Origin of the sequence: Catenulispora sp. GP43, from assembly GCF_041260665.1 — a bacterium.
Lineage (GTDB): Bacteria > Actinomycetota > Actinomycetes > Streptomycetales > Catenulisporaceae > Catenulispora.
This window is the reverse complement of the sequence record NZ_JBGCCT010000002.1, coordinates 461,708-488,460: the sequence shown is the minus strand read 5'-3', so window position 1 is coordinate 488,460 and position 26,753 is coordinate 461,708. Positions and strand designations below refer to the sequence as shown.

Below are 26,753 nucleotides of genomic sequence, written 5' to 3'. Positions count from 1 at the left end.
CGCCCCAGGCACGCCGCCCCCGCGGCGTGTTCTCGTGAGGAGACCTGTCGGGCGTGGATACCCGTGAGGAGCTGATCCGGCGTGCCGCCGTACCCGTTCACCGCCGTCGTCGGGCTCGACGACCTGCGGCTGGCCCTGCTGCTGAACGCCGTGTCCCCGGCCGTCGGCGGCGTGCTCGTGCGCGGGGAGAAGGGCACTGCCAAGTCGACGATCGTGCGCGCCCTGGCCGCCGTGCTCCCGCAGATCGCCGTGGTCCCGAGCTGTCGGTTCTCGTGTGACCCCGCGACCCCCGACCCGGCCTGCCCGGACGGCCCGCACCTCCCCGGCGCCACGGCGGCCCGGTCCCGCCCGGCGCGCCTGATCGAGCTCCCGGTCGGCGCCACCGAGGACCGCCTCGTGGGCTCCCTGGACCTGGAGAAGGTCCTGGCCTCCGGCGTCGCCGCCTACGAACCCGGCCTGCTGGCCGCCGCGCACCGCGGCCTGCTGTACGTGGACGAGGTCAACCTCCTGCACGACCACCTCGTGGACCTGCTCCTGGACGCCGCCGCGATGGGCGTCGCGCACGTCGAGCGCGAAGGCGTCTCGGTCCGGCACGCGGCGCGCTTCCTGCTCGTCGGCACCATGAACCCCGAAGAGGGCGAACTGCGCCCGCAGCTGCTGGACCGGTTCGGCCTGACCGTCGAAGTCCGCGCCAGCCGCGACCCGGCCGAGCGCGCCGAGGTGGTCCGCCGCCGCCTGGCCTACGAGGCCGACCCCGAGGGCTTCGCAGCGGCCTGGGAGCAGGCGGACAAGGAGACGGCCGCACGCATCGAGGCGGCGCGCGCCCTGCTGCCCTCCGTGGTGCTCCCGGAGGCCGAACTGCTGCGAGTCACTCGGATCTGTGCGGCGTTCGAGGTCGACGGGATGCGCGCGGACCTGGTGACGGCACGGGCCGCGACCGCGCTCGCGGCCTGGGCCGGGCGCGACGTGGTGATCGCCGAGGACGTGCGGCAGGCCGCGATGCTGGCGCTGCCGCACCGCCGGCGGCGGCATCCGTTCGACGCGCCGGGCCTGGACGAGGAGCGGCTGGACGAGGCCATGGACGACGGGGATGAGGATCCTGATCCCGGTCCCGGTTCCGGTGGGCCCGACGGCGGCGGTGGGCCCGACGGCGGCGGCGGTCCTGACGGCGGCGGCGGTCCTGACGGCGGCGGCGGTTCCAACGGTGGCGATACTTCCGGCGGCCCGTCCAACGGTGCCGAGCCTGAGCCCTCGGTCGGTGCCTCGACCGGCGAATCACCCGCTGAGCAGAAGCAAGTGTCCGGATCGTCGCGCGAGCAGCCCGCCGCCACTGCCACTGAGCCCTTCAAAGCCCGCCTGCTCCAGGTCGAAGGCGTCGGCACCGGCGCCGAAGGCCGCCGCTCCCGAGCCCGCGCCGCCGGCGGCCGCTCGGTCGGCGCCCGCCCCGGCGCGCGCGGCCTCCATCTGATCGCGACCGTCCACGCCGCCGCGCCCCAGCAGGTCGCCCGGGGCCGTCGCGACGGCGCTCTGCGTCTGCGCTCCGAGGACCTCCGCGAGCCGATCCGCGAGGGCCGGGAAGGCAATCTCGTCCTGTTCGCGGTCGATGCCTCCGGGTCCATGGCCGCCCGCCAGCGCATGGCCGCCGTCAAGGGCGCGATCCTCTCGCTGCTCCTGGACGCCTACCAGCGCCGTGACAAGGTCGGCCTGGTGACCTTCCGCGGCCGCACCGCCGAGGTCGCGCTGCCGCCCACCTGGTCCGTCGACGCCGGCGCCGCCCGGCTGGCCTCGCTGCCCACCGGCGGCCGCACCCCGCTGGCCGCCGGTCTGCTCCAGGCCGCGGACGTCCTGCGCGTCGAGCGCATGCGCGACCCGGACCGGCGGCCCCTGGTCCTGGTCGTCACCGACGGCCGCGCCACCCAGGCCTCGCACTCGAAGGACCCCCTCGCCGACACCCGCCGCGCCGCGGCCCACCTCCGCCAGGCTGTCGCGGCCCTGGGCGGCACGGCCGTCGTCGTGGACTGCGAGGCCGGCCCGGTCCGCCTGGGGCTGGCCGGGCGCCTGGCCGCCGATCTGGGCGCCGACCACCTGCCCCTCACCGATCTCGCCGCCGACGCGCTCACCGCGGCGGTGCACGGCAACCGACCCCGCTCCGACCGGAGGGCCGCCTGATGCCGCAGGGCCAACCCACGCACGTCCCCGACGACGGCCTCACCACGCGCCAGCGCCGCAACCGGCCGCTGACGATCGTGCACACCGGCCCCGGCAAGGGGAAGTCCACCGCCGCCTTCGGCCTGGCCCTGCGGGGCTGGAACCAGGGCTGGCCGATCGGCGTGTTCCAGTTCGTCAAGTCCGCCAAGTGGCGCATCGGCGAGGAGACCGCGCTCAAGGCGCTCGGCGAGCTGCACGAGCGCACCGGCGTCGGCGGGCCCGTCGACTGGCACAAGATGGGCGAGGGCTGGTCCTGGATCCAGCGGGACCTGCACAGCGACCCCGAGCTCCAGGCCGACAACGCTCGCGCCGGCTGGGAGCGGATCAAGGCCGACCTGGCCGCCGAGACCTACCGGCTGTACGTGCTGGACGAGTTCACCTACCCGATGAAGTGGGGCTGGGTGGACGTCCAGGACGTCGTGAAGACCCTGGCCGACCGCCCGGGGAGCCAGCACGTCGTCATCACCGGCCGCGACGCCGCGCCCGAACTGCTGGAGGCCGCCGACCTGGTCACCGAGATGACCAAGGTCAAGCACCCGATGGACGCCGGCCAGAAGGGCCAGAAGGGTATCGAGTGGTGAGCTCGGTCCCGCTGACCGTGCCGCGCGTCGTCATCGCGGCCCCGGCCTCCGGCCACGGCAAGACCACCGTGGCCACCGGCATCGTCAAAGCCCTGACCGACCGCGGCTTCACCGTCGCGCCGTTCAAGGTCGGCCCGGACTACATCGACCCCGGCTATCACTCCCTGGCCGCCGGCCGCGTCGGCCGCAACCTCGACCCCTACATGGTCGGCACCGAACGGATCGCGCCGCTGTTCGCGCACGGCGCAGCCGGGGCCGACATCGCGGTCGTCGAGGGCGTCATGGGCCTGTACGACGGCGCGACCGGCGAGGGCGAGCTCGCCTCCACCGCGCAGGTCGCCAAGCTGCTCGGCGCCCCGGTGCTGTTCGTCGTCGACGCCGCCGCGCAGGGCCGCTCGATCGCCGCGCTGGTGCACGGGTTCCGCTCCTTCGACCCAGCGGTGCGCATCGCGGGCGTGGTCCTGAACCGCGTCGGCTCCGAGAACCATCGCAGGATCCTGACCGAGGCCCTGGACGAGCTCGGCGTGCCGGTGCTCGGCGCGCTGCGGCGCGAGGCCGCCGTGGCGGCCCCCTCGCGCCACCTCGGCCTGGTCCCGGTGGCCGAGCGGCGGGCCGAGGCGGTGGCCGCCGTGGCCGCGCTCGGCGCCCTGGTGGACGCCGGCGTGCAGCTCGACGAGATCTACCGCCTGGCCCGCAGCGCCCCGCCGCTGGACGTCGCCGCCTGGGACCCCGCGGCCGAGGCCGGCCGCCGCTCCTGCGCCCGGCCGCGCATCGCCGTCGCGTCGGGGCCCGCGTTCACCTTCTCCTACGCCGAGAACGCCGAACTGCTCGCCGCCGCCGGCGCCGAGGTCTGCCCGTTCGACCCGCTGCACGACGAGAAGCTGCCCGAGAACATCGGCGGCCTGGTGCTCGGCGGCGGCTTCCCCGAGGTCTACGCCCCCGAACTGGCCGCCAACGAGGCGCTGCGCGATCAGGTGGCGCAGTTCGCGCGCCTGGGCGGAGCGATCGCCGCGGAGTGCGCCGGACTGCTGTACCTCGGCAAGAGCCTGGACGGCCTGCCGATGTGCGGCGTGGTGGACGCCGAGGCCGTCATGACCGACCGGCTCACCCTGGGCTACCGGCACGCCGTGGCGGCCTGCGAGTCGGTCCTGGCCGCCGCCGGGACCCGGGTGTCAGGGCACGAATTCCACCGGACCGCCGTCAGCCCCTCGGCCGGCTCACCGCCGGCCTGGCACTGGCGCCGCGACGGGGGAGCGGTCACCGAGGGCTTCGCCGGCACCCGCATCCACGCCTCCTACCTCCACCTGCACTGGGCCGGCGCGCCGTCGATCGCCCGCCGGCTGGTCGAGAGCTGCGGGGTGGTCTGAATGCCTTTGCTCACCGGTGTCGGTGTCGGTCCGGGCGATCCGGATCTGGTGACCGTGAAGGCCGTGCGCGTGCTGCAGGCCGCCGACGTCGTCTTCGTCCCCGTCCTCGCCGACGGCCCCGAAGGGCCGGGACGCGCCGAGGCCACCGTCCGCGCGCACATCGACGGCGACACGATCCGGGCCGTGCCCTTCGCTCTGTCGGATCGCGGCGGACGCACCGCCGAACGCCTCAGCGCGTGGGACGAGGCGGCGCGCGCGGTCGTCGCCGCGTTCGACGACGGCGCCGAACGCGTCGCCTTCGCCACGATCGGCGACCCCAACATCTACTCGACGTTCAGCTACCTCGCCCAGACCGTTCGAGCCCTGACACCGTCGGTCGAGGTGCGGACCGTGCCCGGCATCACGGCGATGCAGGACCTGGCCTCGCGGTCCGGGACGGTGCTGGCCGAGGGCCGCGAGGTCCTGGCGCTGTTCCCGATGACCGCCGGTCTTGAGGCGTACGAGCGGGCGCTCGAGGCCTTCGACACGGTCGTGGCCTACAAAGGCGGCCGGTTCCTGCCGGAGATGCTGCGGGCCGTCGAGAAGGCCGGCCGCGGCGGCGAGACCGTGTTCGGGGCCGCACTGGGCCTGCCGGAGGAAGTCGTGGGCCCGGTCGCGGACCTGGACCCGGACACGATCGGCGCCGCGCCGTATCTGTCCACTGTCATCACCACCGCGCAGCGGCGCGGACGAGGGGGAGCACTGTGAGCGCCAGCGCGGCGAAGGTCACGTTCATCGGGGCCGGTCCGGGCGCGGCCGACCTGATCACGCTGCGCGGGGCCCGCGCGATCGCCGCCGCCGACATCCTGATCTGGGCCTCCAGCCTGGTGCAGGAGGCGGTCCTGGAGCACGCGCGCCCCGACGCCGAGATCGTCGACTCCGCGGCCCTGCCGATGGAGGGCGTGATCGCGATCTACGAACGCGCTGTGGCGCAGGGCCTGCACGTCGCCCGCATCCACTCCGGCGACCCGTCGCTGTGGGGCGCGGTCCAGGAGCAGCTGGAACGCTGCCGGGAACTGGGACTGGAGACGGAGATCGTGCCCGGCGTCTCGGCCTTCTCGGCGGTCGCCGCGATAGCGCAGCGGGAGCTGACGGTCCCCGAGGTCGCGCAGTCGGTGATCCTGACCCGCCTCGGCGGCGGCAAGACCCCCATGCCCGAGAAGGAGTCGATCCGCGCCTTCGCCGCCCACGGCACGACCATGGCCGTGTTCCTGTCGGCGGCGCGCTCCGGCCAGCTGGCCGCCGAGTTGCTGGAGGGCGGCTACGCGGCCGACACCCCGGTGATCGTCGCCTACCGCGCCACGTGGGAGGACGAGGAGGTGGTGCAGTGCACCATCGCAGACCTCGAAGAGACGGTGAAGGCCCGCAAGCTCTGGAAGCACACGCTGTTCCTGGTCGGGCCGGCGCTCGGGGCCCAGGGGACGCGCTCGCACCTGTACCACCCGGGGCACTTCCACGGGTTCCGGCGGGCTGAGAAGGGCGCGCGGCGGGAGTTGCTGGCCCGGCGTGAATCAGATGTCTGACGCGGCCCCGGACGAGGGTTCGCCGGACCTCCCGGCCCTGCGCGAGCCCGACCTCCCGCGCACCATGAAGGTCCGCCCCAAGGCCCTGCGTCCGGGCTGGACCACCGGCGCCTGCGCCGCGGCCGCCGCCAAGGCCGCGACCACGGCCCTGCTCACGGGCGAGCCGCAGACCTGGACTGAGATCGCGCTGCCCTCCGGCCGCCGCGTCACCTTCGCCACCGACCGCTGCGATGTCTCCCGTCCCGGCCGGGCCGAGGCCGTCGTGGTCAAGGACGCCGGTGATGATCCCGACGTCACCCACGGCGCCCACCTCACCGCGACCGTCTCCTGGCTCCCGGCCGGCGGCATCCAGCTCGACGGGGGTGTCGGTGTCGGCGTCGTCACCAAGCCGGGCCTGGGCCTGGAGGTCGGCGGGCCGGCCATCAACCCGGTGCCGCGCAGCATGATCGAGGCCTCGGTCGCCGAAGCCCTCGATGCCGAAGCCATGCGCGCCGGAGCCCTCAGCGCCGAACCGCGTGGTCTGCGCGTGGTCATCTCCGTGCCCGAGGGCGAGGTGATGGCGCGCAAGACCACCAACGCGCGCCTGGGCATCCTCGGCGGCATCTCCATCCTCGGCACCACCGGCATCGTGCGCCCCTTCTCCACCGCCGCGTGGCGGGCCAGCGTCGAGCAGGCGGTGTCCGTGCTGGCCGCGCAGGCCGCCGAGACGTCGCAGGACCCTGTCCTGGTCCTGTGCACCGGCGGGCGCACCGAGAAGGGCGCGATGCTGCTGTTCCCGGACCTGCCGGAGGTCAGCTTCGTCGAGGTCGGCGACTTCACCGGCGCGGCGTTGCGGCGCTGCGTGGAGCACGGGGTGCGGCGCGTGGTGTTCGTCGGCATGGCCGGCAAGCTCACCAAGCTCGGCGCCGGCGTCCTGATGACCCACTACACGCGCTCCAAGGTCGACTGCTCCCTGCTCGGCGAGATCACCCGGGCCGTCGGCGGCCCCGCCGACCTGGCGGAGACCGTCGGCGCCGCCAACACCGCCCGCCACGCCTACGAGCTCTGGGACGCCGCCGGCCTGTTGCCCGTCGCGGGCCTGGAGCTGTGCCGGCGCGTCGCGGCGGTCCTGGAGCGCTTCGCGGCCGCCGAGTGCGGGGGCGCGATCAGCGCCGAGGTCGCCATGGTCGACTTCAGCGGTCTGGAAGTGGTGGCGCGGACGTGATCACCGTCATCGGCTTCGACGGGTCGCCGCTCTCAGAGCAGGCCCGATCCGCGCTTGCCTGCGCCACTTTGGTGGTCGGCGGCCAGCGGCATCTGGACGCGGTGCCGGTTCCCGATTCGGCAGCGCGCCTCGTGCTCGGCGGGCTGGACGCCTTGTCCGCGGCGCTGCCGTCCCATGAGAACGTCTGCGTGATCGCCAGCGGCGACCCGGGCTTCTTCGGGATCGTGCGCCGGCTCCGCGAGACTGACTTGGATATCAGGGTTCTGCCCGCGCCGTCCTCGGTCGCCACCGCGTTCGCCGCGGTCGGACTGTCCTGGGACGACGCGATCGTGGTCAGCGCGCACGGCCGGGAGCTGCGGCCGGTGGCGAACGTGTGCCGGGCCTTCCCGAAGGTGGCGGTGCTGACCGGTCCCGGTGCCGGGGCCAGGGAGCTCGGTGCCCTGCTGCCGGACCGCACCTTCGTGGTCGCGCAGCGGCTCGGCCATCCGGACCAGAGGATCGCCACGCTCAGCTCGCACGCGGCGGCCCACTCGGAGTTCGCCGACCCGCACGTCCTGCTGTGCCTGGACGAATCGCGCCTGACCTGCGAACGCGGCTGGATCGCCGGCTTCGAAGGCGTACCGGGCCCATGGGCGCTGGGGGAGTCGGAGTTCGCACACCGCGACTCGATGATCACCAAGTCGGAGGTCCGCGCACTCGCCCTGGCGAAACTGGGGCCGCGGCCGGGGCTCCTGGTGTGGGACGTCGGCGCGGGTTCGGGCTCGGTCGGCATCGAGTGCGCGCGGTTCGGTGCGGCGGTGGTCGCGGTGGAGCGCGACGCGCAGTCCTGCGACCGCATCCGGGCCAACGCCGCCGCCCACGGTGTCGCGGTCGAGGTGGTGGCGGCCTCTGCCTCGGCTTCGGCTCTTGACCGGTTGCCGCGGCCCGATGCGGTGTTCGTCGGGGGCGGCGGGCTGGACGTCATCGCCGCCTGCGCCGAGACCCCGGCCGCGATGGTGGTCGTGGCGCTGGCGGCCATCGAACGCGTGCCGGAGACGATCAGCCTCCTGACGAAGTCCGGCCGCGCGGTGGACGGCGTCCTGCTCCAGTCCTCGCGCCTGTCCGCACTCGGCGGCGACGCCCACCGCTTCGCCGCCGCCAATCCCGTGTTCCTGCTGTGGGGAGAACGACCTTGAGCCAGAAGACGATCGGGGTGGTCGCCACGACCGCCGCCGGACGCCGCGCCGCCGACGTGCTGGCCGCGGCCTGGCCTTCCGAGGCGCGGGTCTACGGCGGCGCATCCGAACTGCGCACTGCTTTCGCCGAATGCGACGCGGTGGTGGCGTTCCTGGCGGTCGGCGCGGCGGTCCGTTCACTGGCACCGGTGCTCGGCCACAAGAGCACCGACGCGGCGGTGGTCTGCGTCGACGAGTCGCTGCGCCACGCGGTCGCCGTCCTCGGCGGCCACCACGGCGCGAACGAGCTGGCCGAGCGCGTGTCGGCGCTGCTCGGGAGCACGCCGGTGATCACGACAGCCTCCGACGCGGCCGGCGCGCAGGCGCTCGACTCGTACGGCGCCGACCTGGGCTTCACGGTCGCCAACCCCGAGCTGCTGGCCCCGGTCGGCGCGGCACTGCTGTCGGGGGCGGCGGTCGCGGTGGTGGGCGCGGATAACTGGCCCCTTCCGGCGCTGAGCGTGGTGGAAGGCGAGGCCGGGGCCGAGGCGGCGATAGCGATCAGCGACCTTGCCGAGGCTGAGGGATTGGTCTACCGGCCGAAGTCACTGGTGGTGGGAGTCGGCGCCTCGCGCGGGGTGACCGCCGATGAAGTCCTGGACGCGGTGGATCGCGCGCTGGCAGCCGGCGGATTGAGCGCCGCATCGGTGGCGCGCCTGGCGTCGGTGGACGCCAAGGCCGACGAGCCGGGCATCCTCGAGGCGGCCCGGCGGCGCGGCTGGCAGGTGGTCTTCCACCCGGCCGAGCAGCTGGCGAAGATCGAGGTGCCGAACCCGAGCGAGGTGGTGCTCGCCGAAGTCGGCACACCCTCGGTCGCCGAGGCCGCCGCGCGCTACGACGGCGCGAACCGGCCGCTCGCCGAGCTGATCGTGCCGAAGACGAAGAGCGTGCCCACCACCGATGTGGCCCCCATGGCCACCGCCGCCATCGCCCGCCTCACCCCCCGAGGCCGCCTCGCCCTCATCGGCCTCGGTCCCGGCGCGCGCGACCTCCTGCCGCCCCGCGCCGTCGCCGAGCTGCGCCGGGCCTCGGTCGTCATCGGGCTGGACCAGTACCTCGACCAGATCCGCGACCTCCTCCGTCCGGGCACCGAGATCCGCGCGACCGGTCTCGGCAGCGAGGAGGCCCGTGCCCGCGATGCCGTCGAGACCGCGCGGCGGGGCCGGGCCGTGGCGCTCGTCGGCTCGGGCGACTCCGGGCTCTACGCCATGGCCAGTCCCGCGCTCGATCTTTTCGCAGAGCTCGATGACGTCGACGTCGTCGGCGTCCCGGGCATCACCGCCTCGCTCGCCGCCGCCAACATCCTCGGGGCGCCGCTCGGGCACGACCACGCCGTCATCTCGCTGTCCGACCTGCACACGCCCTGGCCGGCCATCGAGCGCCGGGTCACCGCGGCCGCGCAGGGGGACTTCGTCACCGTCTTCTACAACCCGCGCAGCAAGGGCCGCGACTGGCAGCTCGGCCATGCGCTGGACATCCTGCGGCAGCACCGGCCGCCGACGACGCCGGTCGGCTGCGTGCGGGACGCGTCGCGGCCCGGTGAGCGCGGGTGGATCAGCACCCTGAGTAACTTCGATCCGGCCGACGTGGACATGTACACCATCGTCCTGGTCGGCAGCTCGCACACCCGCGTCGCGGCCGGGCGCATGGTCACGCCGCGCGGCTACACCTGGAGCGGCGCATGAGCACCCTGATCGCCGAGGTACGCGCCTGCCAAGGCTGCGGCGCGTGTCTGCTCACGTGTCCGGAGCACGCCATCCGCCCCAGCGCCGCGACCGTGACCGTGGCCGCGTCCCTCATCGTCCGGCCCGACCGCTGCACCGGCTGCGGCGAGTGCGTCGAGGTGTGCCCGGTCGACGCCATCGTCCTCATCGAGTCGGATTCGGAGCACAGCCGATGACCGCCCGCACCGTCCATCCCATCGAGGCGGAGTCCTACCGCATCCTGCGCTCGCACCTCGACACCTCCACGCTCCCGCCCTACACGCGGGCCGTCGTCGAGCGCGTCATCCACGCCAGCGCCGACTTCGATTACGCCGCCGACCTCGCCGCCGACGAGGCCGCGCTGGCGCACGCCGCCGCCGCGCTCGCCGACGGCGCGCCGATCGTCGCGGACGTCGAGATGGTCGCCGCGGGCATCACGCGCCGCGACGCGCTGTGCGCCATCAAGGACCCCGCGGCGCCGGCGCTGGCCGCCGACCTCGGCATCACGCGCTCCGCCGCCGCGTTGCGCATCGCCGCCGGGCAGGCCGGGCCCGGCGCCGTCTACGTCATCGGCTGTGCGCCGACCGCGTTGTTCGAGCTCATCGCGATCGCCGAGCAGGCCCGGCCGGCGCTGGTCATCGGGCTGCCGGTGGGCTTCGTCGGGGCCGCCGAGTCGAAGGCCGCGCTGCGGGAGTCCGGGCTGCCCGCGGTGTCGAACGTCTCGGGCAAGGGCGGCTCGGCCGTCGCCGCCGCCGCGCTCAATGCCCTGATTTACCCGGATCTGCTGGAAGAAGGCACCGCATCATGACCGCCCTGCTCATCGTCGGCCACGGCACCCGCGACGCCGACGGCGCCCAGGACTTCCGCGCCTTCGTGCAGCGGGTGGCGCGCCGCGCGCCGCAGGCCGTCGAGGCGGTGGACGGCGGCTTCATCGAGCTGTCCGCGCCGCCGGTGGGCGAGGCGGTGACCCGCCTGGTCGAGGCCGGCCACCGGCGGGTGGCCGCGGTGCCGCTGGTGCTGGTCGCCGCCGGCCACGCCAAGGGCGACATCCCCGGCTCGCTGAACCGCGAGCGCCTGCGCCACCCGGGCCTGTCCTTCGCCTACGGACGTCCCCTGGGCGTGCACCCGACCATCCTGTCGCTGCTCGAAGCGCGCCTGGACACCGTCCTGCCGCGCGAGGAGCGCGCCGAGGCCGCCGTCCTGCTCGTCGGCCGCGGCTCGACCGACCCCGACGCCAACGCAGAGGTCTACCGCGCCGCACGCCTGCTGTGGGAAGGCCGGGGCATCGGGACGGTCGAGCCGGCCTTCGTGTCCCTCGCGCATCCGTCGGTCGAGGAAGGCCTGGAGCGCTGCCGGCGCCTGGGTGCCAAGCGCATCGTGGTCCTGCCCTACTTCCTGTTCCGGGGCGTCCTGCCGGACCGCATCGCCGAGCAGGCCGCCGGCTACGACGTCGCCCCGGTCATCGGCGACTGCGACGAGCTGGCCGACCTGGTCCTGGAACGCCACGCCGAGGCCGTCGCCGGCGACATCCGCATGAACTGCGACACCTGCGTGTACCGGATCGCGATGCCGGGGTTCGAAGACCGGGTCGGCGCCGCGCAGGCCCCGCACCACCACCCCGACGAGGACGGCCACAGCCACGGCCATCACCACGGCCACGCGCACTCGCATGGCTGAGAAGGCTGAGGGGGCTGAGGGGGCTGAGGGGGCTGAGGGGGCTGAGGAGGCTGAGGGGGCTGAGGGGGCTGAGGAGGATCTGCGCCACCACGGTGACGCGGAGCTGCGGGACGTGGAGGTGGCCGTCCGCCACGACTTCGCCGTCAACGTCCGCGTGACCGAACCCCCGCGCTGGCTGCGCGATCGCCTGGCCGAGGGCCTGGGAGCGCTGGCCGCCTACCCCGACGCCCGCGCCGCCACCGAGGCCGTCGCCGAGCGCCACGGCCGGACTCCGGACGAGGTGCTGCTCACCTCGGGCGCGGCGGAGGCCTTCGTGCTGCTTGCCAGGGTGCTGCGACCCCGGCGCGCGCTGGTGGTGCACCCGCAGTTCACCGAGCCCGAAGCCGCCTTGCGCGCCGCGGGCCACGCCGTCGAGCGGCACATCCTGACCGGCGACTTCACCCTCGACCCGGCGGCGGTCCCGACCGGGCCGGATCTGGTGATGCTCGGCAACCCGACGAACCCGACGTCGGTCCTGCATCCGGCAGCGGCCGTCGAGCGCCTGGCGCGGCCCGGCCGCACGGTCGTCGTCGACGAGGCCTTCATCGACGGCATCCCCGGCGAGACCGAGTCCCTGGCCGGCCACCCGGATGTCGTCGTCATCAGGAGTCTGACGAAGACCTGGGGTCTGGCGGGGCTGCGGGTCGGCTACGTCCTCGCGCCGGCGCCGCTCATCAGGGCTCTGAGAGATGCGCAGCCGCTGTGGTCGGTCTCCTCGCTGGCCCTGATCGCGGCGCAGGCGGTCTGCGATCCGGACGCGGTCGCCGAGGCCGAGGCCCTGGCCAAGCAGGCCGACCAGGACCGCGACCACCTGCTGGCCCGGCTGGCCGAGATCCCCGGCCTCGCCGTCCCGGCGGCCTCCCGGGCCCCGTTCGTGCTGGTCAGAGCCCCGAACGCGGTCCGGCTCCGGGCCCGGCTGCGGGCCGAGGGCATCGCCGTGCGCCGCGGCGACACCTTCCCGGGCCTGGGCCCCGAATGGCTGCGGGTGGCGGTGCGCGACCGCGCGGCCACCGACCTGCTCATCGACCGCTGGAAGCAGCTCACCGCGACGTCCCGGTAAGGCGCGGGATAGGGTCGTGACCCATGAGCACCAGCTACCTGGACGCGGCCGACCAGGCCGTGGAGCACGCGCTCGCGCTGGGGGCCCGCTACGCCGACGCCCGCGTCATGCACCGGCGCACCGAGTCCATGTCCGCCCGCAACGGCGCCGTGGAGGCGCTGGACCAGGGCGAGACGGTCGGGATCGGGGTGCGGGCGCTCGTGGGGTCCAGCTGGGGGTTCTTCGCGACGCCGCATCTGGACGCCTCCTCGGTCCGGGCCGCCGGCCGGCAGGCGGTGGAGATCGCCAAGGCCTCCTCTCGGGTGCCGGGGCCGGCCTCGATGATCCCGGCCGAGCCGGAGGTCGGCAGCTGGGCCAGCCGGTGCGAGGTGGACCCGCTGGCGGTGCCGGTGTCGGACAAGGGCGACCTGCTGACCGCGGCGACCGCCGAGATGCGCGAGCAGGGTGCTGACATCGCGACCGGCGTCTACCAGATCTGGGACACCCGCAAGTGGTTCGTCTCCTCCGAGGGGCACCGGATCGACCAGCACATCCGCGAGTGCGGCGGCGGGATCTCGGCCACCGCGGTCGGCGAGCGCGAGACCCAGGTCCGCTCCTACCCCTCGCGGCGCGGCCAGTACGGGACCCGGGGCTGGGAGCTGGTCACCGAGCTCGACCTGGCCTCGCACGCCGCACGGGTCGCCGACGAGGCCCAGGCGCTGCTGCGCGCCCCGCAGTGCCCGTCCGGGCAGACCACGCTCATCCTGGGCGGCGAGCAGCTGGCGCTGCAGATCCACGAGTCCGTCGGGCACGCCATCGAACTGGACCGGATCCTGGGCTGGGAGGCGGCCTACGCCGGGACCTCCTGGCTGGACCTGGCCGAACTCGGCACGCTGCGTTATGGCAGCGAGCTGATGAACATCGTCATCGACGCCACCCACCCCGGCGCGCTGGGCTCGTTCGGCTACGACGACGAGGGCACCAGGGCCGGCCGGCGCGACGCGGTCCGCAACGGCATCTGGACCGGGGTGCTGGCGGGCCGGGAGAGCGCGGCCGTCGCAGGGCTCGACTACGCCGGCAGCGTCCGGTCGACGGACTGGTCGCGGCTGCCGATCGTGCGGATGACCAACGTGGGCCTGGAGCCGGGCCCGCACACGCTGGAGGAGATCATCGCCGCGACCGACGACGGGGTGTTCATGGACCTGAACCGGTCCTGGTCGATCGACGACAAGCGACTGAACTTCCAGTTCGGCTGCGAGCTCGGCTACGAGGTGAAGAATGGCAAGCTCGGCCGGATGGTGAAGAACCCCACCTACACCGGCATCGGCCCGACGTTCTGGCAGAGCATGGACATGCTCTCGAACGAGATCGTGGCCTGGGGCACGCCGAACTGCGGCAAGGGCCAGCCCGGCCAGGTCGGGCACACCGGGCACCCGGCGGCGCCGGCCCGGTTCCGGAACGTGCGAGTGGGGGTGCGCGGATGAGCCCGGAGACCACGGTGCGCACCGAGACCGCCGAGCGGGTGCTCGAGGCCGCGCGCACGGCCGCCGGCAGCTCGGCGGACGTGGACGTGACGGTCGAGCACGAACACTTGGCGCTCACCCGCTTCGCCAACTCCTACATCCACCAGAACGTCGCCAGCGACACCGACACCGTGACCCTGCGGATCCACGCCGACGGCCGCACCGCGGTGAACGCCACCACGGTCACCGACGACGCGGGCCTGGCGGCGCTGGTCGAGCGGACCGTGGCCGCGGTGCGCCGGTCGCCGGCCGACCCCGGCTGGGCCGGCCTGTCCGGCCGCGCGGCGCTCCCGGCGGCCGCGGCGGACCCGGACCTGGCGACCGGCTGCGCGGGCCCGGAGGCGCGGGCCGAGCAGGTAAAGGCGTTCGTCGACGCGGTCGGCAAGCTGACGGCGGCCGGGTTCTACCGCAACCGGCTGGTCGTGACGGCGTACGCGAACTCCGAGGGGCAGGCCGTCCACGGCACCGTGGCCGAGGCCACGATCGACGGCATCGCCAAGACCGCGACCTCCGACGGCGCCGCGCGCCAGGCCTCGCGTCTGATGAGCGACCTGGACGGTGCCGCGCTCGGGGCTCGCGCGGCGGCCAAGGCGCTCGCGTCGCAGGACCCTGTTGAACTCGAGCCGGGTGAGTACGAGGTCGTCCTGGAGCCCACGGCGGTCAGCGACCTGCTGTGGGTCATGTCCGACTACGGCTTCAACGGCAAGGCGCTGACCGAGGGCACCTCGTTCGTGAAACTGGGTGAGCAGCAGTTCGACCCCGCAGTGAGCCTGATCGACGACCCCCTGTCCGGCCCGGCCGCCGGCCCGCTGTTCGACCCGGAGGGCACCCCGCGCGACCGCCTCGACCTGGTCCGCGACGGGGTGACCCGGGCCGTCGCGCACGACCGCCGCTCGGCCCGCGAGGCCGGCGCCGTCAGCACCGGCCACGCCGACGCCAACAGCGCGGCGCACGGCGCGATCCCGTTCAACGTGCGCCTGGAACCGACGGTCGGCCTGGCCCCGACCGAGGTCGAAGGGCCGGCGGCGGACTCCTCGGTCCAGGCGCTGGTGGCCCGGGTCCGGCGTGGGCTGTTGGTGACAGACCACTGGTACACACGCTGCCTGGACCCGCGCCGCCTGGTGATGACCGGGCTGACCCGCAACGGTGTCTGGCTGATCGAGAACGGCGAGATCACCCGGCCGGTGAAGAACCTGCGCTTCACCCAGTCCTACCCCGAGGCGCTGGCCCCAGGGCGGGTGCTGGGGATCGGGACCCACGCGCCGGCGTTCGCTTCGAGGTACGGGCCGGTCTCGGCGATGGCGCCGGCTCTGCGGCTGGCCGGGTGGAACTTCACGGGTGGTGCGAGCGGCTGAGGTGCGGGTGCGGTTTGTTCGTGGGTCACCTCTATTTTTCGTTTAGTGTGACAGGTGGATCCTGTTTCCCATTGAGGGGGGTTTGTTTCGGGTCCCCTGCCGCGGACACCTGCCCCTCAACCAGTCGTGATGACCGCGACGATCCGAGCACCGGGGGCGAACCTCCCGGCCTCGATCATCTCCGTGATGCCGTACAGCATCTTGGCGACATAGATCCGGTCCACCTCGAACCCGTGCTCGGCCCCGAACCGCTCGGCGAAGGCGTCCAACTCCGGCGGCACCTTCGCGTAGCCTCCGAAGTGGTAGCCGTCCTCGATGTGCCAGTTGTCGAAGACCTTTCCGTAGGTCTGCCGCTGGAGTTCGGCGACCTCCTTCGTCAGGAAGCCGCCCTTCAGCGCCGCGAAGCCGATGGCTCGCTGTCCCGGGTCGAGTCCGGCGGCGATCCCCGCGAGTGTTCCGCCGGTCCCGACCGGGCAGCAGATCACATCAAAGGGTTCTGTGACCTCGCCAGGCAGCTCCGCGCAGCCTCGTACCGCCGCCGGGTTCGAGCCGCCTTCCGGGATCAGGAAGAACTCCCCGAAGCAGCTCTCCAGGAACCGCCGCGTCTTGGCCGACTTCTTCGTCCGGTACGTCTCCCGGTCCATGTACATCAAGTGCATGCCCTGCGACACCGCGAAGGCCAGCGAGTCGTTCAGCGGCAGGTGCTCCTCGCCGCGGATCACGCCGATCGTCGCGAATCCCTCGGTGCGGCCGGCCGCCGCGACGGCGCGGATGTGGTTCGAATAGGCGCCGCCGAAGGTCAGCAGGGTCGAGGCGCCGGCCTTGCGGGCCTTCTCCAGGTTGTACTTCAGCTTGCGCGGTTTGTTGCTGTCGAACCGCAGGATGAGGTCGGTCATCGCAGGCGGTAGTCCAGTCCGGTGTAGCGCTTGCCCGCCGACATCGTGCGGATCGCCTGGGCCAGGGCCCGCTTCGAGCCGACCAGGACCACCAGCTTCTTCGCGCGCGTCACCGCGGTGTAGAGCAGGTTCCGTTGCAGCATCATCCAGGCGCTCATCGTCACCGGGACCACGACCACCGGGTACTCCGAGCCCTGGGAGCGGTGCACGGTCATGGCGTACGCGTGCTGCAGTTCGTCCAGTTCGGCGAACTCGTATGCCACGTCCTCGTCCTCGTCGGTGCGAACCACCAGCGTCTGCTCCTCCAGCAGCATCGATGTGATGACGCCGCCGGTGCCGTTGAAGACGCCGTTCTTGCCCTTGTCGTAGTTGTTGCGGATCTGCGTCACCTTGTCGCCGACCCGGAACGTGCGGCCGCCGAAGCGCTTCTCGGGCCGTGAGGGCTGCGAGGGGGTCAGCGTCTCCTGCAGGAGTCCGTTGAGGGTGCCGGCGCCGGCCGGGCCGCGGTGCATCGGGGTCAGGACCTGGATGTCGCGGCGGGGGTCGAAGCCGAAGCGTTTCGGGATGCGGGTCGTGGCCAGTTCCACCGCTACCCGCGCCGCGTCCTCGGTCTCGTCCTCGACGAACAGGAAGAAGTCGTTGAAGCCGGCCAGTTCCAGCGGTTTGCCGGAGTTGATCCGGTGGGCGTTCACGACCACGCCGGACTGCTGGGCCTGGCGGAACACCTGCGTCAGGCGGACGCGCGGGACGCGGGGGGCGGCCAGCAGGTCGCGCAGGACCTCGCCGGCGCCGACCGAGGGCAACTGGTCCACGTCGCCGACCAGCAGCAGGTGCGCGCCCGGGGCGACCGCCTTGGCCAGCTTGTTGGCCAGCAGCACGTCCAGCATCGAGGCCTCGTCCACCACCACCAGGTCGGCCTCCAGCGGCCGGTCCCGGTCGTAGGCCGCGTCCCCGCCGGGCTTCAGTTCCAGCAGCCGGTGCACGGTCATCGCCTCGGCGCCGGTCAGCTCGGCGAGCCGCTTGGCGGCCTTGCCGGTCGGGGCGGCCAGGACCACGCGGGCCCGCTTGGCCTGGGCCAGCTCCACGATCGAGCGCACGGTGAACGACTTGCCGCAGCCCGGGCCGCCGGTCAGGACACTGACTTTCGACGTCAGCGCCTGCCGCACCGCCTCGGTCTGGGCCGGCGCGAGATCGGCGCCGGTGCGCTCCTTCAGCCAGCCCAGCGCCTTGTCCCAGTCCACGGAGGCGAACGAGCCCAGCCGGTCGTCCGGGGCCTCCAGCAGCCGCCGCAGCTGCGCGGCCAGCGAGGCCTCGGCGCGGTGGAACGGCACGAGGTAGACGGCGCGGATCGGCTCGTCCGGGTCGTACCCGTCGGGATCGGGGATGTCCTCGGCGACCACGCCCTCGGCCTCGATCAGCTCGTCCAGGCAGCGCGCGGCCAGCTCGGTCTCGACGGTGAGGATCTTGACCGACTCGGCCAGCAGCCGCTCGCGCGGCAGATAGCAGTTGCCGGCGTCAGAGCTCTGCGACAGCGCGTATTGGATGCCGGCCTTCACCCGCTCCGGCGAGTCGTGCGGGATGCCCACGGCCACCGCGATCGAGTCGGCGGTCTTGAACCCGATGCCCCACACGTCCGAGGCGAGTTTGTAAGGCTCCTGTTTCACGACGTCGATCGCCGCGTCGCCGTACTCCTTGTAGATCCGCACCGAGATCGACGTGGTCACCCCGACCGACTGCAGGAAGACCATGACCTCCTTGATGGCCTTCTGCTCGATCCAGGCCGCCGCGATCAGCTTGGTCCGCTTCGGCCCCAGCGTCGGCACCTCGATCAGGCGCTCCGGGGCCTCCTCGATCACCGTCAGCGTGTCCACGCCGAAGTGGCCGACGATCTTCTCGGCGGTCTTGGGCCCGATGCCCTTGATCAGGCCGGAGCCCAGGTACTTCTGGATGCCCGCGACCGTGGCCGGCAGCACCGTTGTGTAGTTCTCGACGGTGAACTGCCGGCCGTACTGCGGATGCGAGCCCCACCGGCCGCGCATCCGCAGCGATTCCCCGGGCTGCGCCCCCAGCAGCGCCCCGACCACCGTCAGCAGATCCCCGGCGCCGTGCCCGGTGTCGACGCGGGCGACGGTGTAGCCGGTCTCCTCGTTGGCGAAGGTGATCCGCTCCAGGACGCCTTCGACGACCGCGAGGGTGCCGTGCGGCTCGATGGTCGGTGCGGCCAAGGGTCCTTCTCCCGGGTGTCAGGCGGCCTGTGTGGACTCCTCGACTCTAGCGGCGGGCGCGGACGGTTCCGGGACGATTCGCACAGCCTTGCGCTTGGCGCCCGGCCACACGATCGCCACCAGCCCGGCCAGCACCACCACGGACCCGGCGACCTCCAGCGCGGTCATCCGCTCGCCGTTCGCGATCAGCGCCGCGAGGATCCCGATCGGCGGGACGCCCAGGGTGTAGGGCGCCACGGCCGAGGCCGGGTACTTGGTGATCAGCACCACCCAGGCGCCCATGCCGACGAAGGTCGACAGCAGCACGATGTAGAGCAGGCCGAGGACGGGACCGGCGTGCAGGTGCGCGAAGGCGTGCCCGATCCGGTGCGGCCCCTCGGTCAGCAGCGAGACCGCCAGCAGCGGGGGCGCGGCGTACAGGCTCGCCCACACCATCAGCGCGAACCCGTTGACGGCCCCGGCCTTGCGGTTGCAGATCGAGCCCAGCGCCCACGACGCGCCGGCGCCGATCACCAGCAGCAGCGAGCCCAGCGGCACGTTCCCGCCGCGTCCGGCGCCGATGACGGCCAGCCCGGCGACCGCCGCCGCGATCCCCAGCCCCTGCCGCGGCCCGGTGTGCTCCCGCAGCAGCAGCGCGGCGGCCAGCACCGTGAAGGGTGCCTGGCTCTGCAACACCAGCGAGGCCAGGCCGTCGGGCATCCCGTGCGCCATGCCGGTGAACAGCAGCACGTACTGGCCGAAGAACATGAAGGCGCTGATACCGCCGATCCAGTACCAGCGCACCTCCTTGGGACGCGGGACGAAGAACACGGCCAGGCCGGTGAGCGCGAAGCGCACCGCGGCCAGCAGGATCGGCGGGAAGCCCTGCAGGGCGTGGCCGATGGCGATGAAGTTGACGCCCCAGATCAGGACGACCGCGAGCGCCAGGGCGATGTGGCGGGGATTACGCATGACGAAAGTGTCCGGCCGCGCTATCGTTCAGCACCAGCGAATGATTTTGCTCGGAATCGTTAAGGTGGCCTGAACGATGGAGATGCGGCGATGATCGGGGTGCGGCGATGACCGAGGAGCGGCGATGATCGATGTGCGGCAGCTGCGCACGCTGCGCGCCCTGGCCGACCACGGCACCGTCTCGGCGGCGGCCGAGGCCTTGTACCTGACGCCCTCGGCGGTCTCCCAGCAGCTGGCGATCCTCTCCAAGAGTACCGGCTGCGAGCTGCTGGAGCGGCGCGGCCGCAACGTGGTGCTGACCGAGGCGGCCCGGGTCCTGGTGGGCCACGCCGACGCGGTCTTCGCCCGGCTGGAGCGCGCGCAGTCCGAGCTGCGGGCCATCTCCCCGACGCCGATGACGGTCCGGATCGCGGGCTTCCCGACCGCGGTGATGGCGGTCATCGCCCCGGCGATGAAGGCGCTGCGGGAGGCGCACCCGGACTGGGGTTTCCAGATCGCCGACACCGAGAGCGAGGAGTCGGTCGCGCACCTCATCGACGGCACCGTCGACGTCGCGGTGGTGATGGCCGCCCCGAACCGGCCGCTGCTGGGCGACCCGCGCATCAGGATCCTGCCGCTGCTGGAGGAGGTCTACCACGCGGCCGTGCCGGCGAACCACCGGCTGGCCGGCGCCGAGCGGATCGCCCTGGCCGATCTGGTCGAGGAGCCGTTCGTACTGGCCGCCGAGGGCCTGTCCTGCCACGACCAGGTGACCGCGATCTGCGCCGACGCCGGGTTCCAGCCGCGCGGCCGCTACCGCGCCACCGACTTCAGCGCCGCGCTGGCGCTGATCGCCAACGGTTTCGGCGTGACGCTGCTGCCGACGCTCGGCGTCCCGCCGCAGATGCCGGACGGCGTCGTCCTGGTGCCGCTGAAGGAGGACTGGCCGCGGCGGGTCAGCCTGATCGCGGTGCGCACCGGCGCGGAGTACCCGGAGGTGCTCACCGCGCTCACCGAGGCCGCGGCTAAGCTGGTCCGATGATCATCCCCCGCGGCGGGACGGGCTCGCTGCTCGTCGCCGGCACCACCTCGGACGCCGGCAAGAGCTTGCTCACCGCGGGGATCTGCCGCTGGCTGGCCCGCCAGGGCGTGCGTGTCGCGCCGTTCAAGGCCCAGAACATGTCGAACAACTCGATGGTGGTCGGCAGCGGCGCGCCGGGCGGTTCTGGGGGGTCGGCCGGGTCGGCCGGGTCGGCCGGGTCCGCCGGCGCCGAGATCGGGCGCGCGCAGGTGATGCAGGCCCAGGCCGCCGGGGTCGAGCCGGAAGTGGCGATGAACCCGGTGCTGCTCAAGCCCGGCAGCGACCGGACGAGCCAGGTGGTGTTGCTGGGCAAGGTGTTCGCGGAGGCCTCGGCGACGTCCTACCAGGACCTGAAGCCGAAGCTGCGCGAGGCGGTGCTGGCCTCGTATCAGGACCTGAAGTCGCGCTTCGACGTGGTGGTCTGCGAGGGCGCCGGATCGCCGACCGAGATCAACCTGCGCGAGGGCGACCTGGTCAACATGGGCCTGGCCCGGCCGCTGGGGATGCCGGTGGTGGTGGTCGGCGACATCGACCGCGGCGGGGTGTTCGCGGCCTTCCACGGGACCGTGGCGCTGCTGGAGGCCGAGGACCAGAAGCTCATATCAGGGTTCGTCATCAACAAGTTCCGCGGCGACCCCTCGCTGCTGACGCCCGGGCTGCGGCAGATCGAGGGGTTCACCGGACGCCCGGTGCTCGGCGTGGTGCCGTGGCTGCCCGGGATCCGGCTGGACGCCGAGGACGCGCTGCCGATCGAGGCGTACAGGGCGGCGGCGGGGGACAGCGAGGGCCCGCGGCTGCGGGTCGCCGTGGTGCGCTTCCCGCGGGTCTCCAACTTCACCGACATGGACGCGCTGGCGATCGAGCCGGGCGTGGACGTCGAGTTCACCGCCTCGGCCTCCGCCGTCGAGTCGGCGGACCTGGTGGTGCTGCCGGGCACGAAGTCGACGGTCGCGGACCTGGCCTGGCTGCGCGAGCGCGGCCTGGAGCCGGCGCTGGCCGAGCGGGCGGCCCGGGGGCGCCCGATCCTCGGGATCTGCGGCGGCTACCAGATGCTCGGGACGGTGATCGAGGACGAGGTCGAGTCGCGCCGGGGGACCGTCGCAGGGCTCGGACTCCTTCCGGTGCGCACCGTGTTCGACCCGGTCAAGACCCTGACCCGGCCCACCGGCTTCGGACTCGGCGAACCGGTCACGGGCTACGAGATCCACAACGGCCAGGTCCGGGTGTCGGGCGGCGAGACGCTGTTCACCGACGCGTCGGGCGCGGCTTTGGAGGGCTGCCGGGACGGCGCGGTGTGGGGGACGATCTGGCACGGAGCACTGGAGAGCGATGGATTCCGGCGCGCGTACCTGGCGCAGGTCGCGGCGGCGTGCGGAGTGCGGTTCGAGGCGGATCCCACGGTGTCGTTCGCGGCGGAGCGGGAGAAGCAGCTCGACCGGCTCGGCGACGCGGTGGAGGAGCACTTGGACACCGATCGGCTGTGGCGGCTGATCGAGGGCGGCCCGACGACCGGGCTGCCGTTGCTGCCGCCGGGGGCCTGACGGGGATCTATCGCGCTCCCGTCCGCAGCAGCTCCGCCCCCAGCGCCGTGCACCCGTGCCACGCCGCCTTCCCCTCCCGCCGCGTCGCCACCAGCCCCGCCTCGCGCAGCGCCGTCGCGTGCTGCGACGCCGAAGCCGCGCTGATCCCCAGATCCTGCGCCAGGTTCCCCGTCGTCCGCGGCTCGGCCAGCGCTTCCAACACTTGCGCGCGCGTGCGTCCCAGCAGGGTGCCCAGCGGGTCGGCGTCGTGCGGTTCGGGCAGGAGCGGCAGCGGTGTGAGCGCCGGGTAGACCAGCAGCCTCGAGTGGTCCGAGTACGTGCCGACCAGCGGCGAGCCGCTCCACATCGCCGACGGGTAGAGGGTCAGGCCGCGTCCGTCGAGGTGCAGGTCGAACTCCTTCTCCGGGGCCAGGTGCCAGACCAGCCCGTCCAGGCGCGAGTCCGGCAGCAGCGCCGCCAGTCCCGGACCGAGCCCGAGCCGTCCCCAGCCGCTGGTACGCCAGGACACCTCCGCGTGGAAGCCCGCACGCAGACGCCGCCAGGGCTCCGTCAGGATGCTGCCGTAGGCGGCGTGCAGCCCTGCGAGCAGCTCGCCCCATGCGCCGCGCTCCAGGTCCGCGATCCGCTGCGTCCACGGCGTCTTCGGCTGCCCGAGTCCCACGACCCGGACCAGTTCCCGCCGCACCTGGCCGCGCGGGGAGGCCGCCACGCGGTCCAGGCCCTCCTCGACGTCCGCCACCATCGGGTCCAGGAACTGCGGTCCGGCCCCGGAGGCCGGGACCAGGTCCAGCAGCGACCGGGCGCGTGCCGGGAGCGAGCGTGCCGCCTCCCGCCGCCAGCGGGTGAAGACCGGGTCGGCGGCCGGGCGGTGCAGGGCCGCGAGGGCCAGGCCCAGTTCCAGCAACGGCGCCGGCTCCTCGGCGAAGCGAATGCGCAGCAGGTCGTCGGGCGTGAAGTGGATCCGCATCTCGTCCTCACGTTTCAGCGTGGGCTGAAGCGATCGCCCTGGAGGGCGGGCGCTTCCAGAGTGAAGACGTGTCCCGCGCCCTCCCAGGACGCGGATCCGAACGACACGAAGGGATAACCATCATGCGCAACCGCATCCTCGGCGTCGCCCTCGCGGCCGGAGTGCTCATCGCGGCCGGTCCGGCAATCGCCTCAGCCGACACGGCAGGCGGTACCGGCGGCACCGGCGGCTGGACTCCGGTGACCTACACGGCGCGGGACTACGCCGCGGGCAACGTCTGCTCCTTCGAGCTCAAGGAGGACTTCCCGACCCAGGGCGTCGAAGAGCGGATCGTCGCGGCCTACCCCGACGGCAGCCCGCTGCGGACCGACTTCCGCGGCCCGCTGATCGCCCGCTTCACCAACGTGGCCACCGGCGCGCAGGTCGAGGGGGACCTGTCCGGCGCCGGCACGCTCTACAACCTCCCGGACAAGTCGAGCCTGTGGACCATCCCGGACAACTTCGGCCTCACCGTCCACGCCGGCGACCCGTACCACGCGCAGGGCGAGTACGTGCTCAGCGGCGGCTCGGTCGTCTCGGTCTCGCCGACCGATCAGATCGCGGTGCTGTATCAGGCCAAGGCCACCGACGTCTGCGCGGAACTGTCGTGATCGCCACCGATCCCTTTCAGCCGGCCAGGTAGGCGGCCGCCCGCTGCCGCAGCGTCTCGTGCACGCCGTAGGCGGAGGTGCCGGAGGGCAGGAAAGCCTTGCGCATCTTCGCCACCGACGTGTAGTTCGTGTCGCAGACGTTGGCCAGCGGCGACTCCACCCCCTGCGTCACCAGCTGGTACGCGTCCAGCTCGCTCAGGCCGTAGTCGCGTGCGACCCACTGCACCAGGTCCAGTTGCGCGATGCGGAACGCGTCCTCCAGGGGACGGGCCGATCCCGCGGTCATGATGTGGGTGTCGGACTCCAGCCGGGGCCAGGGGGTGGGGACGCCCTTGACGAGCTCGATGGTGATCACCGAGTTCATCGCCGTCTCCACCGCCACCCCGCAGGTCTCGCCCTCGCCCTGGCGCGCGTGGCCGTCGCCGAGGCTGAACAGCGCGCCCTCGACGTTCACGCCGAGGTAGCACGTGACCCCGGCGCGCATCTCGGGGGTGTCCATGTTGCCGCCGTGCGCGTCGGGGACCAGGGCCGAGCGGACCTCCAGGTTGGCCGGGGCCACGCCGACCGTGCCGTGCATCGGGTCCATCGGGAGCTCGACCTCGATGTCGCTGTCGTGCGCGCGGAACAGGCAGGTGCGGCGCTCGCGGTCCAGCTGCCAGATCCAGACCCGCTCCGGCAGCGGCGGTTGGAGCGTGGCGGTGGTGTGGGTGGAGGTCAGGGCGCCGAACAGGGGCACGGTGGTGGAGGCGGCCCAGTCCCGGGCCGGCTCGATGGACACGAAGTGGATCGCGAGCGTGTCGCCAGGCTCGGCGCCCTCGACGTAGAACGGGCCGGTCTGCGGGTTGAGGAAGGGGAACTCGCAGACCTCGGTGACGAGGTCCTTCTCGGAGCGGACCCGGCCGGCGAAGCAGTCCTCGGTGAACAGCTCAAGGGTGTCGCCGGGCTTCACGCGGGCCAACGGCGGCGCGCCGCCGAAGGTCCAGACGTAGTCGCCGTCGGAGGGGGTGAATGTACGGACCGGGAGCGAGTTCGCCATGACTAGCACTCTGTCACGCGGACCCGCTCCCGGCGAGGAGGTCCTCAGGACGCGGAGCCGAGTTCCTCGGCCAGCGCCTCCTCCTCCGGATCCTCGATGCCCCCGACGCTCTCGGCCTCGGCGAGCAGCTTGTGCGCGGAAGCCAGGATCACGATGCCCATGGCCACCGCGCCGGCCGCGACGTAGAACGCGACGTGGACGTTGTAGCGCTCGGCGATCCGCCCGGCGAAGTACGGAGCCAGACCACCGCCGATGAAGCGCACGAAGCCGTAGGACGCCGAGGCGATCGGCCGGTCGACCGGCGCGACGGTCATCACCGCCTGGGTGGTGATGGTGTTGTTCACGCCGATGAAGATGCCGGCGACGATCACCGCGCAGATCAGCACCGTCTTGTGCTCCACGAACAGCCCGACCACGAGGATGTTGACGGCGAACAGCGCGAGGTTCGCGTACAGGGTCCTGGCGATCCCGAACCGGGCCTGCAACCGCGGGGCGGCGAACACCGCGAAGACCGCGACCAGCACACCCCAGGCGGTGAACACGTAGCCGAGCTGGTGCGTGCCCAGCTTCATCGGGAACGGCGCGTAGCCCAGCAAGGTGAAGAAGCCCCAGTTGTAGCACAGGGCGGTCAGCGCCAGCGTGAGCAGCCCGCGGTGGCGCAGGGCCTTGATCGGCTCGGTGATGGACACCTTGCGCGCCGGCGGCGGGGTCGGCGCCACCAGGACGAGTGTGGCGACCAGGGCCATGAGCATCAGGACCGCGACGCCGAAGAACGGGCCGCGCCAGCTGATCCCGCCGAGTTCGCCGCCGACCAGCGGGCCCAGCGCGATGCCCACGCCCAGCGCCGACTCGTACAGGATGATCGCCCCGGCGAAGCCGCCGCTGGCCGAGCCCACGATGACGGCCAGCGAGGTGGCGATGAACAACGCGTTCCCGATGCCCCATCCGGCGCGCAGCCCGACGATCTGGCCGACGGTGCCGGAGGTCCCGGCCAGCGCGGCGAAGACCACGATGATGGCCAGGCCCGCGACCAGCGTGCGCTTGGCGCCGATGCGGCTGGAGACGAAGCCGGTGATCAGCATCGCCACCGCGGTGACCACCAGGTAGCTGGTGAACAGCATGGTGACCTGGCTCGGCGAGGTCTTCAGCTGGGCGGCCAGGGCGGGCAGGATCGGGTCGACCAGGCCGATGCCCATGAAGGAGATGACGCAGGCGAAGGCGACGGCCCAGACGGCTTTCGGCTGGTGCAGGAGGCTCGGCGGCTTGGGGTGGCCGGGGTGGCGGCTGCCGTGGGCCCCGTGGTCGCCGGTGCCGGTGCTGGCGTCGGCAACCACGGGCCGGTGGCCGGCGAGGCCGGCACGGGTCGCGGTGGGCGCCGGGGAGGCGTCGGAGCGCAGGGTGGATGACAAGGTTCTTCCTTCCACGCGATCGGACTACGGTCCCGCTCGCGCGTAGGGAAGTCCTGCAGGCCTCAGAAGAGTGTGCGGACCTCAGTAGCGTGCGGCGAGGGTGTGGACCAGCTTCTGCGCCACCGGTAGGGCTTCCTCGGCGGCGCGTTGCAGCGTCGCCCGCTCCTCGGGGGTGAGCGTCTGGAGCACCTTGTCCAGGTGCCCGAGGCGCGTGGCCCACCTGTCGCGCAGCGTCTGGTCCCCGGCGGGGGTGAGCTCCACGAGCACCACGCGGCCGTCGGTGGGATCGGCGACCCGGTCCACCAGGCCGGCGTCCTCCAGGCGGCGCAGCAGCTGCGTCATCGACGGCTGGGTCACGCCCTGGGCGGCGGCCAGCGCGGTGATGCGCTGCGGCCCGCGCCGTTGGAGGGAGCCGAGAGTGGCGGCGGCGGTGAGGCTGAGCCCGTCGGGGGCCGGCACGTGCCGCATCATCAGCACCGTGACGGTCTCGAACAGTTCGCCCACCGCGGCCGGGGTCTGGTCCACGCCCATGATTGTATCGCCCAC

Annotated in this window: 24 protein-coding genes; 17 read left to right on the top strand and 7 right to left on the bottom strand. The window is 73.1% G+C overall.

Features of this window, described 5'->3' with window-relative positions; translation table 11 throughout:
* Nucleotides 1-81 precede the first annotated feature (81 nt).
* The 14 genes from ABH926_RS05870 to ABH926_RS05805 are packed head-to-tail and all read left to right on the top strand — an operon-like array spanning nt 82 to nt 15,472.
* The gene (locus ABH926_RS05870; protein ID WP_370364303.1) at nt 82-2,169 is read left to right on the top strand and encodes a putative cobaltochelatase; all 2,088 of its coding nucleotides are present in this window, start codon (nt 82-84) and stop codon (nt 2,167-2,169) included.
* Complete coding sequence (gene cobO, locus ABH926_RS05865) at nt 2,169-2,789, top strand: cob(I)yrinic acid a,c-diamide adenosyltransferase (RefSeq protein WP_370364302.1); 621 nt, start codon at nt 2,169-2,171, stop codon at nt 2,787-2,789. The genes ABH926_RS05870 and cobO overlap by 1 nt, the downstream gene beginning before the upstream one ends.
* Nucleotides 2,786-4,156 (top strand): cobyrinate a,c-diamide synthase, encoded by a 1,371-nt coding sequence (locus ABH926_RS05860; protein ID WP_370364301.1) that lies wholly within the window; start codon nt 2,786-2,788, stop codon nt 4,154-4,156. The genes cobO and ABH926_RS05860 overlap by 4 nt, the downstream gene beginning before the upstream one ends.
* Nucleotides 4,157-4,903: a precorrin-2 C(20)-methyltransferase gene (gene cobI / locus ABH926_RS05855; RefSeq protein WP_370364300.1), complete on the top strand. Its 747-nt coding sequence runs from the start codon at nt 4,157-4,159 to the stop codon at nt 4,901-4,903. It abuts the gene before it with no gap.
* On the top strand, nt 4,900-5,718 hold the full coding sequence (gene cobM / locus ABH926_RS05850; RefSeq protein ID WP_370364299.1) for a precorrin-4 C(11)-methyltransferase: 819 nt from the start codon (nt 4,900-4,902) through the stop codon (nt 5,716-5,718). The genes cobI and cobM overlap by 4 nt, the downstream gene beginning before the upstream one ends.
* Nucleotides 5,711-6,922: a cobalt-precorrin-5B (C(1))-methyltransferase gene (locus ABH926_RS05845; RefSeq protein ID WP_370364298.1), complete on the top strand. Its 1,212-nt coding sequence runs from the start codon at nt 5,711-5,713 to the stop codon at nt 6,920-6,922. The genes cobM and ABH926_RS05845 overlap by 8 nt, the downstream gene beginning before the upstream one ends.
* Complete coding sequence (gene cbiE / locus ABH926_RS05840) at nt 6,919-8,097, top strand: precorrin-6y C5,15-methyltransferase (decarboxylating) subunit CbiE (protein WP_370364297.1); 1,179 nt, start codon at nt 6,919-6,921, stop codon at nt 8,095-8,097. Before ABH926_RS05845 ends, cbiE begins: the two co-directional genes overlap by 4 nt.
* Nucleotides 8,094-9,821: a precorrin-3B C(17)-methyltransferase gene (cobJ, locus tag ABH926_RS05835; protein WP_370364296.1), complete on the top strand. Its 1,728-nt coding sequence runs from the start codon at nt 8,094-8,096 to the stop codon at nt 9,819-9,821. The genes cbiE and cobJ overlap by 4 nt, the downstream gene beginning before the upstream one ends.
* Nucleotides 9,818-10,036, top strand: coding sequence for a 4Fe-4S binding protein (locus ABH926_RS05830; protein WP_370364295.1), 219 nt, complete (start codon nt 9,818-9,820; stop codon nt 10,034-10,036). The genes cobJ and ABH926_RS05830 overlap by 4 nt, the downstream gene beginning before the upstream one ends.
* Entirely contained in the window at nt 10,033-10,647 is a 615-nt protein-coding gene (locus ABH926_RS05825) for a precorrin-8X methylmutase (protein WP_370364294.1), read from the top strand. The genes ABH926_RS05830 and ABH926_RS05825 overlap by 4 nt, the downstream gene beginning before the upstream one ends.
* Entirely contained in the window at nt 10,644-11,516 is an 873-nt protein-coding gene (locus tag ABH926_RS05820; RefSeq protein ID WP_370364293.1) for a sirohydrochlorin chelatase, read from the top strand. Before ABH926_RS05825 ends, ABH926_RS05820 begins: the two co-directional genes overlap by 4 nt.
* The gene (gene cobC / locus ABH926_RS05815) at nt 11,509-12,615 is read left to right on the top strand and encodes an Rv2231c family pyridoxal phosphate-dependent protein CobC (RefSeq protein WP_370364292.1); all 1,107 of its coding nucleotides are present in this window, start codon (nt 11,509-11,511) and stop codon (nt 12,613-12,615) included. Before ABH926_RS05820 ends, cobC begins: the two co-directional genes overlap by 8 nt.
* A gap of 23 nt (nt 12,616-12,638) precedes the next feature.
* Nucleotides 12,639-14,078: a TldD/PmbA family protein gene (locus tag ABH926_RS05810; RefSeq protein ID WP_370364291.1), complete on the top strand. Its 1,440-nt coding sequence runs from the start codon at nt 12,639-12,641 to the stop codon at nt 14,076-14,078.
* Nucleotides 14,075-15,472, top strand: coding sequence for a TldD/PmbA family protein (locus ABH926_RS05805; RefSeq protein ID WP_370364290.1), 1,398 nt, complete (start codon nt 14,075-14,077; stop codon nt 15,470-15,472). The genes ABH926_RS05810 and ABH926_RS05805 overlap by 4 nt, the downstream gene beginning before the upstream one ends.
* Before the next feature lie 116 nt (nt 15,473-15,588).
* Here the strand turns inward: ABH926_RS05805 and ABH926_RS05800 are convergent, their stop codons facing one another.
* From ABH926_RS05800 to ABH926_RS05790, 3 genes are read right to left on the bottom strand one after another with little or no spacing between them, the layout of a single operon-like run.
* Complete coding sequence (locus ABH926_RS05800; RefSeq protein ID WP_370364289.1) at nt 15,589-16,368, bottom strand: 1-aminocyclopropane-1-carboxylate deaminase/D-cysteine desulfhydrase; 780 nt, start codon at nt 16,366-16,368, stop codon at nt 15,589-15,591.
* Nucleotides 16,365-18,593 carry an ATP-dependent RecD-like DNA helicase gene (locus tag ABH926_RS05795; protein WP_370364288.1) on the bottom strand — a complete coding sequence of 743 codons (2,229 nt, stop codon included), beginning with the start codon at nt 18,591-18,593 and terminating at the stop codon, nt 16,365-16,367. The genes ABH926_RS05800 and ABH926_RS05795 overlap by 4 nt, the downstream gene beginning before the upstream one ends.
* An 18-nt stretch (nt 18,594-18,611) precedes the next feature.
* The gene (locus ABH926_RS05790) at nt 18,612-19,544 is read right to left on the bottom strand and encodes an EamA family transporter (RefSeq protein ID WP_370364287.1); all 933 of its coding nucleotides are present in this window, start codon (nt 19,542-19,544) and stop codon (nt 18,612-18,614) included.
* A 124-nt stretch (nt 19,545-19,668) separates the two neighbouring features.
* Between ABH926_RS05790 and ABH926_RS05785 the strand changes: the two genes are divergently transcribed.
* Together ABH926_RS05785 and ABH926_RS05780 are read left to right on the top strand one after the other, a co-directional pair.
* Nucleotides 19,669-20,565: a LysR family transcriptional regulator gene (locus tag ABH926_RS05785; protein WP_370364286.1), complete on the top strand. Its 897-nt coding sequence runs from the start codon at nt 19,669-19,671 to the stop codon at nt 20,563-20,565.
* A complete protein-coding gene (locus ABH926_RS05780) occupies nt 20,562-22,145 on the top strand; it encodes a cobyric acid synthase (protein ID WP_370364285.1) in 1,584 nt (527 codons plus the stop codon). Before ABH926_RS05785 ends, ABH926_RS05780 begins: the two co-directional genes overlap by 4 nt.
* A gap of 7 nt (nt 22,146-22,152) precedes the next feature.
* On the opposite strand, the gene ABH926_RS05775 is transcribed toward ABH926_RS05780, so the two are convergent.
* Nucleotides 22,153-23,112 (bottom strand): ArsR/SmtB family transcription factor, encoded by a 960-nt coding sequence (locus tag ABH926_RS05775; RefSeq protein WP_370364284.1) that lies wholly within the window; start codon nt 23,110-23,112, stop codon nt 22,153-22,155.
* Nucleotides 23,113-23,234: 122 nt separating this feature from the next.
* Here ABH926_RS05775 and ABH926_RS05770 point away from each other — a divergent pair, with 122 nt between their 5' ends.
* Nucleotides 23,235-23,762: a hypothetical protein gene (locus ABH926_RS05770; RefSeq protein WP_370364283.1), complete on the top strand. Its 528-nt coding sequence runs from the start codon at nt 23,235-23,237 to the stop codon at nt 23,760-23,762.
* 16 nt (nt 23,763-23,778) lie between these two features.
* Here the strand turns inward: ABH926_RS05770 and ABH926_RS05765 are convergent, their stop codons facing one another.
* The 3 genes from ABH926_RS05765 to ABH926_RS05755 form a co-directional block, all read right to left on the bottom strand.
* On the bottom strand, nt 23,779-24,798 hold the full coding sequence (locus ABH926_RS05765; RefSeq protein WP_370364282.1) for an acetamidase/formamidase family protein: 1,020 nt from the start codon (nt 24,796-24,798) through the stop codon (nt 23,779-23,781).
* 44 nt (nt 24,799-24,842) lie between these two features.
* Complete coding sequence (locus tag ABH926_RS05760) at nt 24,843-26,048, bottom strand: MFS transporter (RefSeq protein WP_370364571.1); 1,206 nt, start codon at nt 26,046-26,048, stop codon at nt 24,843-24,845.
* Nucleotides 26,049-26,288: 240 nt separating this feature from the next.
* Nucleotides 26,289-26,732 carry a MarR family winged helix-turn-helix transcriptional regulator gene (locus ABH926_RS05755; protein WP_370364281.1) on the bottom strand — a complete coding sequence of 148 codons (444 nt, stop codon included), beginning with the start codon at nt 26,730-26,732 and terminating at the stop codon, nt 26,289-26,291.
* Nucleotides 26,733-26,753: the final 21 nt, after the last annotated feature.

Excerpts from the sequence above, each read along its gene's own strand:
- ABH926_RS05785 (WP_370364286.1), top strand. The coding sequence starts at position 19,669 with ATGATCGATGTGCGGCAGCTGCGCACGCTGCGCGCCCTGGCCGACCAC.
- cobC (WP_370364292.1), top strand. The coding sequence starts at position 11,509 with ATGGCTGAGAAGGCTGAGGGGGCTGAGGGGGCTGAGGGGGCTGAGGGG.
- ABH926_RS05765 (WP_370364282.1), bottom strand. The coding sequence starts at position 24,798 with ATGGCGAACTCGCTCCCGGTCCGTACATTCACCCCCTCCGACGGCGAC.
- ABH926_RS05810 (WP_370364291.1), top strand. The coding sequence starts at position 12,639 with ATGAGCACCAGCTACCTGGACGCGGCCGACCAGGCCGTGGAGCACGCG.
- cobI (WP_370364300.1), top strand. The coding sequence starts at position 4,157 with ATGCCTTTGCTCACCGGTGTCGGTGTCGGTCCGGGCGATCCGGATCTG.
- ABH926_RS05770 (WP_370364283.1), top strand. The coding sequence starts at position 23,235 with ATGCGCAACCGCATCCTCGGCGTCGCCCTCGCGGCCGGAGTGCTCATC.
- ABH926_RS05820 (WP_370364293.1), top strand. The coding sequence starts at position 10,644 with ATGACCGCCCTGCTCATCGTCGGCCACGGCACCCGCGACGCCGACGGC.
- ABH926_RS05775 (WP_370364284.1), bottom strand. The coding sequence starts at position 23,112 with ATGCGGATCCACTTCACGCCCGACGACCTGCTGCGCATTCGCTTCGCC.
- ABH926_RS05830 (WP_370364295.1), top strand. The coding sequence starts at position 9,818 with ATGAGCACCCTGATCGCCGAGGTACGCGCCTGCCAAGGCTGCGGCGCG.
- ABH926_RS05825 (WP_370364294.1), top strand. The coding sequence starts at position 10,033 with ATGACCGCCCGCACCGTCCATCCCATCGAGGCGGAGTCCTACCGCATC.
- ABH926_RS05800 (WP_370364289.1), bottom strand. The coding sequence starts at position 16,368 with ATGACCGACCTCATCCTGCGGTTCGACAGCAACAAACCGCGCAAGCTG.
- ABH926_RS05790 (WP_370364287.1), bottom strand. The coding sequence starts at position 19,544 with ATGCGTAATCCCCGCCACATCGCCCTGGCGCTCGCGGTCGTCCTGATC.
- ABH926_RS05845 (WP_370364298.1), top strand. The coding sequence starts at position 5,711 with ATGTCTGACGCGGCCCCGGACGAGGGTTCGCCGGACCTCCCGGCCCTG.
- ABH926_RS05805 (WP_370364290.1), top strand. The coding sequence starts at position 14,075 with ATGAGCCCGGAGACCACGGTGCGCACCGAGACCGCCGAGCGGGTGCTC.
- ABH926_RS05780 (WP_370364285.1), top strand. The coding sequence starts at position 20,562 with ATGATCATCCCCCGCGGCGGGACGGGCTCGCTGCTCGTCGCCGGCACC.
- cobO (WP_370364302.1), top strand. The coding sequence starts at position 2,169 with ATGCCGCAGGGCCAACCCACGCACGTCCCCGACGACGGCCTCACCACG.